We start from the raw sequence: 9183 nt of genomic DNA on the forward strand, positions 1-9183 counted from the left end.
TACCTTTCACGGGCCCGCCTCGTCGGACCGGTGAGACCTTATCGACCACCGCCCCGAGGGCGGGAAAAGGGGACTGTGACATGGCCACTGACGTGACGGTGACGGCGCACGCACGGCGCGGCTCCGCCTTCCTGCGAATCGCCATCGCCCTGCAGACCCTGACCATCTTCCTCCAGGCGGTCTCCGCCGGACTGCTGCTGACGTCGTCCTACGGAGAGACCCTGCACAGCGCCGGAGCCCGGGTGATGTACGGGGCGTCGATGCTGTACCTGCTCGCGGCGGTTCTGGCGTGGAAGCCGGGTGGCGGCTCGCCCCGGCCGGTGTGGCACGCGTGCGGTTTCCTCGTCCTGGCCTCGGCCCAGGTCGTGCTCGGCATCGCACACGTGCCCTCGGTCCATCTGCCCCTGGGGGTGCTGATGTTCGGCCTGAGCGTGCTGGCGCTGGCCCGGCGATGACACGACGGCGGGAGGGAGGACCCCCGGTCCTCCCTCCCGGACGCCCGCCGGGGATCAGGGGCGGCGCCGCTGGTCGCCGGACTCGTCGGTTCCCTCGGTCTCTATGCGTTCCTTGCGGACCTGGCCGGTGACGGTCTCCTCCTCGGTGACTTCTTCGGTGGACAGGCGGACCCGCTCCTTCGGTACCGCCCTGGTCTCCACCACGGGCTGCTCTTCGTACAGGGTCACGTCGTGCTCGGCCTCGGTGATGTCCGGGCCGGTCATCGCCCTGTCCCGGTTGCTTTCCGTGATCGGCTCGCGCTCGACGCGAACCTCCTCGTGACGTACGGGGACGGTGTACTGCTGCTCTTCGGTGACGACGTACTTGCGCAGCCGCGCCCGGCCGGCCTCACGGCGTTCGACACCGACGTGCATCTCCTCCTCGGACCGCGTCATGGCGTCCTCGGCACCCGCGGCGGTACCCGCGGTGCCGGTGACCTGACCGGTGCCGGCCTGACCGGTGTCCTGCCAGGCGGCGGCGCCCCAGTCGATGCCGTAGTGCTCGTACAGGCGTTGTTCCTCCTGCTCGGACAGGTGGCCGCCGGCGTCGACGTCGACGTTGGGCGCGTCCTTGACCTGGTCCTTGGCGAACGGCACCTCGAGGTGGTCCTCCACGACGGACGCGTCGTGGATGGGCACGAAGGACTCGCTGGTGCCGAACATGCCGGTCCGTACGCTGACCCACTCGGGCTCGCCGGTGACGTCGTCGTAGAAGACGTGCCGGGCGTCGCCGATCTTGTCGCCCCTCGCGTCGTGGACCGGGTGGTCCAGCACGGTGGGAATCTGCTCTCGGGTAATCATGCTTCTCCTACCTGTTTCTCTATGACGGCTCCCGGTCTTCCTCCGGACGGCCGGGCCGGTGGATCAGCGGATCAGCGGTTCGCGCCGCCGTATCCACCCGCGTACGTGCCGCTCTGTGCGCTCCGGTCGGAGCGCATGGACGCTGCTGCGCTGGCGGCGAGGGCGAGCAGCAGGGCGATGATGCCCGTGATGATGTTGTTGACGACCGTGCGGGTGGTGTCGACATTGCCGGCGACCACCCAGGGCGCGACGATCGTCCAGACGCCCAGGGCGCACGCGGCCCACGCCATGCTGTGGGTGCGGTCGTAGGCCCGGCCGAAGCCGCCGCTCATCAGCAGGGCGTAGCCGATGCCCGTGATCAGGTTGGTGACGGCCAGCCGTGTGAACCCGCCGCCGTTGAAGCCGACGATCCACGGGGAGGCGGCGAGGTAGAGGCCCGTGAGCAGGGCCAGTGTCTCGATCATCTGCGCCCGGGACGTCGTGGTGGCGCGCTCGGCCATCTCGTGGCGCTGGCGCATGTCGAGGATGTCGGGGTGGTTCTCCATGGTCGACCCGGAACTGGGTGACGTCACTGCAATCGCCTCCGGAGACAGTGGGATGTGCTGGGCCGCGCTGGCGTCCGAGGACGGCTGACCAGTCGGGCTGGGGAGTGTTTACGGTCCGGTGTCACGGGTCTGCCCGCGTGCTTCCCCGGCCGTGGTCTGGGCGGATCGGCGGGCCTGGTCGGTGACCTGCCCGGCTTGCTCCTGTGCCTGTTCCTTGGTGGTACGGGCGGCTTCGGAGGCGGTGTCCTTGACCTCCTGCGCGGCCTTGCGGCCGGCCTCGGTGGCGTCCTCCTTGAGTTGCTGCGCGGACTCCAGCGCGGCTTGTTTCACCGGCTCGACGGCCTGTCCGGCCCGTTCCGCCGCCTTTTCCTCGGCCTGCGTGGTGGGCAGCAGTGAGGCGGTCAGCAGTCCCGCGCCGAAGGCGATCAGGCCGGCTGCCAGGGGGTTGCCCTGCGTCTGCCGCATCGCTTGTTCCGGGGCCTGACGTGCGGCCTGACCCGCCTGCTCGGCGGCCTGCCGAGCGGTGTCGGCGGCCTGGCCGGTGGTGTCCTGCACCGACCGGGCGGCCCGCTGGGTGCGGTCGGCGGTCTGCCCGGTGATCTCCGAGGCGCTGCCCATCACGCGTTCCCGCGCTCCGTGCAGTGCGCCGCGGACGCGCCGTGTGCGACGCCGTACCATCCGCCGGGGGCGGGCGCGGTCGGCCAGCCGGGAGACATCCTCGGACAGTCTCTCCCGCGTGGTTTCGATGTCGGCCCTTATCTGGTCGGGTGCCGTGCCCATTGCATGTCCTCCTTCAGCGTCTGCATGGTCTGCTCGGGCTTCGGGGACACGGTGCGCATCTGCGTCCGTCCCCGGCGGTAGAGCACCAGCCCGATCACCGCCCACACGGCGGTGACGATCAGCGCGGCCCATCCCAGGTCCATGACGTTGGCAAGGCCGAACATCGCGGCCAGTGTCAGGAAGACGGCCACCATGTAGCCGGCGAACCCGGCGCCGCCGAACATGCCGGCGGCCTTGCCCGCCTTGGTGGCCTCTTCCCGGATCTCGGCCTTGGCCAGCTCCGCTTCCTGGTGCAGCAGCAGCTGCAGGTCCGACGCCACCGTCGACAGCAGCTCTCCCACGGTGCCGTCGTCCTCCTGCCCGCGGTGTGCGGGGGCGTGCCGCTCCGGGGCGTGGGGCGCGAGCGATGACATCTCACGCCTCCCTGTAGCCCGGCAGCTCCGGCACGGCCGCGTCCTCGGGCAGGGTCTGCGGGCCGGAGCCGTTCGACTGTGCCGAAGGGCCGGAGCCGTTCGTCTTGGAGCCGGCCTTGGCGAGCCGTCCGACGGCGAACCCGGCCAGCACCGCCCCGCCGAGGAAGGCGCCGGGACGGCGGCGCGCGAAGTCCTGGAGGTCGCCGACCAGGCCGCCCACGCCTCGTGAGTCCAGGTAGTCGGCGGCTCGGTGACCGCGGTCGGCTGCCTGCACCACGAGCTTCTTGGCCGGTGAGTCCGTGTCGGCGTTCTGCGCGAGGCCGGACAGGTCGTCCGCCCATTCCCGCATCACCTGCGCTCCGCGGCGCGCCTGGCTCTCGGCCTCCTCGGTGACCCGGGATCGCAGGTCACCGGCCATCGCGCCGGCTTGCGCCCTGGCCTCACCGGTGACGGCCTTGACCTGCTCGGTGGCCGTTCCGACGACCTCACTCGCGCCTTCCTTGGCCTGACCGGCCGTGGCCGAGGCCTCCTGCTTGGCCGTCTGACCGGCCTGCCGAGCACGTTCGGTGCTCGCGTTCGCCATCTCGCTCATGGGTCCTCTCCCTCAGGCACCGCCCGTGGATGTGCTCTTCGTCAGGAACCGGATCGCCCGCGGCGTGTTGCGCCGTCGGCCCACGCGTCTCGGCGTGACCGGCCGGGTGCCGGGGGCTCGTCGCCGGCCCTCTTGCTCCGGCGTCCGTCCCGCACGCACCCTCCTCGGTTAACCACCCCTGCCGGTACAAAACGACAAAAGAGGATTTTTCGGGCGAAGAGGTTCTCGCGGCGCCCGATCTCAGGGGTCACATGCGTTTCCCGCCTCCGCGATTCGGCCAACCCGGCCTGTGCGAGAGCCGCCTCAGCAACGAACCGCCCCGGTCGACCCCTTGTGCGGCAAGGGCTCCCGCACGTCCGGAATCGAGTGCGTTCGATTCGGCCGCCGCGTCGTTAGGCCGTGCACCGCCGAGCCGTCCCGGCCCGGCACGGATCCGCAGGAGGGCCCCAGGTGACGACGACCGACGCCTCGACCGCCGACGAGAACGCTCCACCCCCTCCCCCACCCGCGACGATCACGTTCGGCGGGACGTACGGCAAGAACCCGCTGGCGGACGCGGGTTTCGGTGCGATGTGCCGCCGCCTCCCCTCGGTCCTCGGGCACACCGCCCGGATGGCGTGGGCCGTCGACCGGACCGGCGTCGTCCTGCTCCTCGCGAGCCAGCTGCTCACCGGCGTCGCGGCGGCGCTCGTGCTGACGTTCACGGCGCGGGCCATGACGCACATCCTCGGCGGCGGCGCCGTCGCCGAACGCCTGCACGGTGCGCTGCCCGCCCTCGTCGTGGTGACGGCGGCCGCGGCCGTCGGCCGGATCAGCGGCGCTCTGGCCTCCTACGCCGACGGCCGCGTCACTCCCCTGCTGACGACCGAGGCGGACATCGCCCTGGTCGCCGCCGTGTGCCGGGTGGAGTACTCCGCCTACGGCGAGGACGGCTTCGCCGACCGGCAGGAAGCCGCCGAAGTCGGCGTCACCCGCACCCGGTTGATGGTGCAGGACGCCCAGCGGTTCATGTCCGCCCTGATCCGCATGATCGCGGCGAGCGGAGTCATCACGGCACTGCACCCGCTGATGCTGCCCCTGTTGCTCCTGGCCGTCCTGCCGGCCGGCGCCGGAGCCGTGCTGTCCGCGCGCGTCGACTACGAGACCCACTACCTCAACGTGGGTGACCGCAACGTGCGTTCCATGATGCGCTGGTGGGCCACGTACTCCAGGTTCGGTGACGAGGTCCGCGCCAACGGCATGACCGGTTACCTCATCTACTGGTACCGCGCCCTGTCCGACCGCATCGACCGGCGCACGCTCACCGCCGCCCCGCGTCTGCTGCGCATCGAGTTGAGCACCAGCGCCCTGGGCGGGGTGTTCCTGCTGTGCACCTGGGCCACCCTCGCCTGGCTGGCCGCCGACGGCCGGGTCGCCCTGCCCGTCGCCGCCACGGCAGTCGTCGCCGTGCAGACCACCCTCGCCGCGCTCGGCCAGTTCGTCATCCATGGCGCCGCGCTGTTCCACACCTCGCTCTATCTGGCCGACATGCGGGCCTTCCTCGACATGGCCGCCGAGCGCGCCCCGCGGCGCGGCGCGGCCGCCATCCCCGAACGCGTCGAGGAGATCCGCCTCGACGAGGTCGTCCACCGGTACCCGGGCAAGGACGAACCGGCCGTCGCGGGGGTGTCCCTCACCCTGCGCCGGGGCGAGATCCTGGCGATCGTCGGCGAGAACGGTTCGGGCAAGTCCACCCTCGCCAAGCTCATCACCGGGATCCTCCTGCCCGACAAGGGACGCGTGCTGTGGGACGGCGTCGACCTCGCCCGGGCCGACCCCGACGCCGTGTGGAAACGGACCGCGCTCGTGCCGCAGAACTTCGCCTGCTGGCCCCTGCGCGCCCGCGAGAACATCACACTGGGGCAGCCGAAGACGCTCGACGACGGGCCGGTGTGGGACGTGGTCGACGCCGTCGGCATGCGCGAGGCGATCGAGAAGCTCCCCCGGCAGCTGGACACCCTGCTCGCCAAGGAGTTGTGGGGAGGGGCCGAACTCTCCGGCGGCCAGTGGCAGCGCCTGGTGTGCGGGCGCGCCCTGTACCGCAGGACACCGCTGCTCATCCTGGACGAGCCCACCTCCCAGATGGACGCCCGCGGCGAACACGCCATCTTCCTGGAGATCAAGAGGATCGCCGCCGAGCGCATGACGATCGTCGTCACCCACCAACTGGAGAACACCCGCCTCGCCGACCGCGTCCTCGTCATGGACAAGGGCCGGGTCGTCGAGCAGGGGACCTACGAGGACCTCGCCAACGCCGGCGGACTGTTCGCCGAGCTCGTCGCACTGGCCAAGGACCGCTGACCCGCACCGGCCCGGGCCCCCGGCTGCGCGCCGGGGGTCCGGGCCGGACGTACCGGTGGACAATCGGCCCTACGACTCCGAGCCGAGGAAGCCGGTCATCACGCCGTGGAACGACCAGCCGTCCCCTTTCCTCCGTCCCCGTGGCGCCTCACCGGCGACATGATCGTCTCGCTGTGGCGCGTCCCCCCGGGCGATCTGCCGTCGTGGCCTCTTCCCCCGGGAGCCCGGCCCTGGATCGTGCGGCGCCGCGCCACCCTGCTCACCTTCTGGGTCGACTACCGGCCCGGCGGTGTCCTCGCCTACCGCGAGTTCCTCGTCGCCCTTGCCGTGCGCCACGGACACGCTCCCGCCGCCACCGCCGTGGCCGCCTGGGTCGACAGTGAACAGTCCCGTGCCGGGGGGCGTGCACTGTGGGGCATTCCGAAGGAGCCGGGCACGTTCACGCTCCACGTGGACAGCCGGAGCGCCCGGGCGGAACTGACCGCCGCCGGTACTGCGCCTGTGCGTCTCTCCTACCGCGAGGTGCTGCGCCTGCCCTTCCGGGTGCCCGCCCGCGGCCGGCTGGTCCAGCGGCTGTCCGACGGCACCGTGTGCCGGGTGCCCATGCGGATCGGTGGCCGGCCGGGCCTCGGGCGTGGCCGCGTCACGGCCGAGTCCCACGGGCCGTTGCCCTTCCTCACCGGGCACCGGCCGCTGCTGACCGTTTCCCTCCGCGATTTCCGGGGCACCGTGGGCAGTTGATCCCCACCCGGTTCGGCCGGACTACTGACGGCCCCACCGCTGCGCGACGTTGCCGGGGGCCGTCCAGTGCTGCACCGTCGAGCCGTCGGCGGTCCCTCAGCCGGTGACGTCGATCGCGAAGTGTTGTAGCGGAGCGCGGCGTTGCTCCGCGACGACCAGCGCGTCCTGATCGACGTGTTGCAGCAGCTCCCGGCCCGGCAGCGCGAGGCACTCGCGCTGCGGCACCGGCTGGGGCTGACGGAGGGCGAGATCGCCGCCGCGATGGGCATCTCCGCCGCCCCGTCTCCAGGGGTGCCGCGAAGGAGGCGACGACGCGCGTCTCCGGGCCGGCCATCGCCCCGGTGCGGTGGCACGACCGGGCGACGGGTGACGGGTGACGGCGTCGGCGTCGGCATCGGCATCGGCATCGGCATCGGCATCGGCATCGGCGGCCCACGAGCCCGGTCCGGTCCGGCTCAGAACGCGGGGGCCGACTGCTCGGCGGGCTGGTTCTGGCGCCGCGCCCCGAGTACGGCGTCCCGCAGCCGCTCCTGAGCCATCGTCAGGCACGCGTACACCGCGCCTTGCGCCGTCGACAGACCGATCAGATGCTCCACCGCCCTGATCTCGGGGGCGGTCGGCAGGCTCCGGTCGAGCCGGCCCCGCACCTCGGGCAGCACCTCGTCGACGAGGGGACGCAGCCGGCCCACGAAATAGACCGACTCGGGGTCCAGCGTCACGGCGACCACGCTCACGGCGGTCACGATCGCCGTGGTGAACGCCTCGAGCACCTCGGCACGCGGAGCCTCGGGATGCGACTCCAGCCAGAGGTCCTCGACGCGCCCGAGCTCCAGCCCCCGCTTCCGGGCGAAGCGCAGGAGCCCCCTGGTACTCAGCAGCTCGTCGAGGATCTGGTCACCCACCCCGGACGCCAGCACACCGATGTCTCCGAAGGTGGGCGTGCTCCCCCGGGCGAGCTCGTGATCCGTGCAGCTGGCGAAGTTCAGTATGGTGCTGACGCTGAAAAGCGCGGCGTTGGTGATGCTGGCGTCGTTCGTGAGGATCCCGAGCAGGGCCGCGTTGGCATCGCTGTCGAGAAGTACGGGAGCGTCGACACGTTCCTCGATGGCCCGGTGGAGGTGGGACCCCTCGAAGATCTTCATCGACTCCGCGGGGCCGAAGATCTCGGTGCCGCCCCGGACCCGGCCGGGAACCGCGACGACGATCTGACGCAGAGGGCCCTGCGCGGATTCGGCGGCCTGCGCGATCAGGTCGACCAGCCAGCGCGCGGCGTCCTCGACCTCCTGGTGTTCCGGGGTGGGAACGGCCAGGTGCCGCACCTCGCGACCCCTGAGGTCGGTCACCAGCACACCCGTGGTCTGCACACCGAAGCTGATGCCCGCGACATGCCCGGTCGTGCCGGGCAGGTCGAGATAGGTGGACCGGCGGCCACGTCCGGTGACCTCGTCCATCCCGCCGTCGACGACGAAGCCGTCGGCCCGGAGTTCCTCCACCGCCCTGGACACGGTGGCCTTGCTCAGACCGGTCAGCTCGATCAGCTGGTTCCGTGTCAGGGGCGCGTGGGAGAGGACCACGTCGAGCACCGACGCCTTGTTGTAGTCGCGGGGGGTGGGGTTAGAGGTCACGTGATGACCATAGCGAGCCCGGTACGCCGCTCCTGCCGGGACCGGCCTGGGTGTGATGATCACGGGCTTCGGCGGGGTGACGCGAAGCCGCTCGCGTCCGTCCCCCGCCCTGCCCCGGGGGCGGACGAGGGCGCCCTCACGGGCCTCTCCCTCGCCTTCCGCTGCGCCGGACGGTTCTCGGCTCATCTGTCATGCACTCCGAAGGGTCCCCCACAGCACTCCATACGGCATCGCCGCACCACGGCGCGGGCCGGAGGGGCTGGGGGTCAATGGCGAACTGATGGTCGCAGCGAGCATCGATCAGACGGTGGACCCCGGTGCGGTCAGCCGTCGCAACGGAGTGACGTCAGGCTGATCACCCCTGATACAGGGCGACTTGACCGCATGGCGCGAGCGTACCACTCGCGATCAGCGGGTTTCCGTCCCTGCCCGAGGGCATACAAGGGCATCTCTTGCCCACGAGACGCTGGCCGTGCGCCCGTCCGGCGTCTAGATTGAGCCGCTATACGCGGATCCGGAGCCTCCGGATCGCCACCTTCACGACACCCCCCACCCTCTGATCAGCGGGCGCATCACCAAAAATTTATTGTTTCAGGTTGGAACTGGAACCAAGAATGCTATGGTCTGAGCGCAGCAGCGAGCAGCTTCCGACACCCCCCAGCGGTTGACGGCACTGGCAGGAGAGAGCAGCGACATGAAGTTCACCCCCTACTGGCTCGACACCGCTCCTGAGGGACCGGACCGGTCCGGGACCGACATCGGCGGGCGCGTCGGCGTGGCGGTCATCGGTGCAGGGCTGACCGGTCTGTCGGCGGCCCTGCATCTGGCACGCCAGGGTGCTGATGTGCATGT

The 9183-nt window shown here is 71.2% G+C and carries 10 protein-coding genes and 1 pseudogene; 5 read left to right on the forward strand and 6 right to left on the reverse strand.

Annotated features, from left to right (window positions below):
- Window positions 1-80: 80 nt before the first annotated feature.
- Window positions 81-455 (forward strand): hypothetical protein, encoded by a 375-nt coding sequence (locus AC0665_RS32620; RefSeq protein ID WP_468412601.1) that lies wholly within the window; start codon window positions 81-83, stop codon window positions 453-455.
- A gap of 54 nt (window positions 456-509) precedes the next feature.
- On the opposite strand, the gene AC0665_RS32625 is transcribed toward AC0665_RS32620, so the two are convergent.
- The 5 genes from AC0665_RS32625 to AC0665_RS32645 all read right to left on the reverse strand — a co-directional run bounded on the left by AC0665_RS32625 (window position 510) and on the right by AC0665_RS32645 (window position 3625).
- Window positions 510-1295, reverse strand: a complete 786-nt coding sequence (locus AC0665_RS32625; protein WP_468412603.1) for a YsnF/AvaK domain-containing protein — start codon at window positions 1293-1295, stop codon at window positions 510-512.
- Window positions 1296-1366: 71 nt separating this feature from the next.
- Window positions 1367-1840 carry an SPW repeat protein gene (locus AC0665_RS32630; RefSeq protein WP_478510793.1) on the reverse strand — a complete coding sequence of 158 codons (474 nt, stop codon included), beginning with the start codon at window positions 1838-1840 and terminating at the stop codon, window positions 1367-1369.
- 108 nt (window positions 1841-1948) lie between these two features.
- Entirely contained in the window at window positions 1949-2620 is a 672-nt protein-coding gene (locus tag AC0665_RS32635) for a DUF3618 domain-containing protein (protein WP_478510769.1), read from the reverse strand.
- Window positions 2596-3033: a phage holin family protein gene (locus AC0665_RS32640; protein ID WP_468412607.1), complete on the reverse strand. Its 438-nt coding sequence runs from the start codon at window positions 3031-3033 to the stop codon at window positions 2596-2598. Before AC0665_RS32640 ends, AC0665_RS32635 begins: the two co-directional genes overlap by 25 nt.
- Window position 3034: 1 nt before the next feature.
- A complete protein-coding gene (locus tag AC0665_RS32645) occupies window positions 3035-3625 on the reverse strand; it encodes a hypothetical protein (protein WP_468639719.1) in 591 nt (196 codons plus the stop codon).
- Window positions 3626-4075: 450 nt separating this feature from the next.
- Between AC0665_RS32645 and AC0665_RS32650 the strand changes: the two genes are divergently transcribed.
- The 3 genes and pseudogenes from AC0665_RS32650 to AC0665_RS32660 all read left to right on the forward strand — a co-directional run.
- Window positions 4076-5965 (forward strand): ATP-binding cassette domain-containing protein, encoded by a 1890-nt coding sequence (locus AC0665_RS32650; RefSeq protein WP_468412611.1) that lies wholly within the window; start codon window positions 4076-4078, stop codon window positions 5963-5965.
- A gap of 105 nt (window positions 5966-6070) precedes the next feature.
- The gene (locus AC0665_RS32655) at window positions 6071-6706 is read left to right on the forward strand and encodes an acetoacetate decarboxylase family protein (RefSeq protein ID WP_478706415.1); all 636 of its coding nucleotides are present in this window, start codon (window positions 6071-6073) and stop codon (window positions 6704-6706) included.
- A 132-nt stretch (window positions 6707-6838) separates the two neighbouring features.
- Window positions 6839-6979 (forward strand): annotated as a pseudogene (locus AC0665_RS32660) (sigma factor-like helix-turn-helix DNA-binding protein); the annotation flags it as partial.
- A gap of 182 nt (window positions 6980-7161) precedes the next feature.
- On the opposite strand, the gene AC0665_RS32665 reads toward AC0665_RS32660, so the two are convergent.
- Window positions 7162-8331 carry an ROK family transcriptional regulator gene (locus AC0665_RS32665; protein WP_468639717.1) on the reverse strand — a complete coding sequence of 390 codons (1170 nt, stop codon included), beginning with the start codon at window positions 8329-8331 and terminating at the stop codon, window positions 7162-7164.
- Between the two features lie 694 nt (window positions 8332-9025).
- On the opposite strand from AC0665_RS32665, the gene AC0665_RS32670 reads away from it, so the two are divergent.
- Window positions 9026-9183, forward strand: a 158-nt coding sequence (locus tag AC0665_RS32670; protein WP_478706425.1) for an FAD-dependent oxidoreductase, incomplete at its 3' end; no start/stop codon positions are given.

The organism is Streptomyces sp. NPDC043685 (assembly GCF_056436585.1).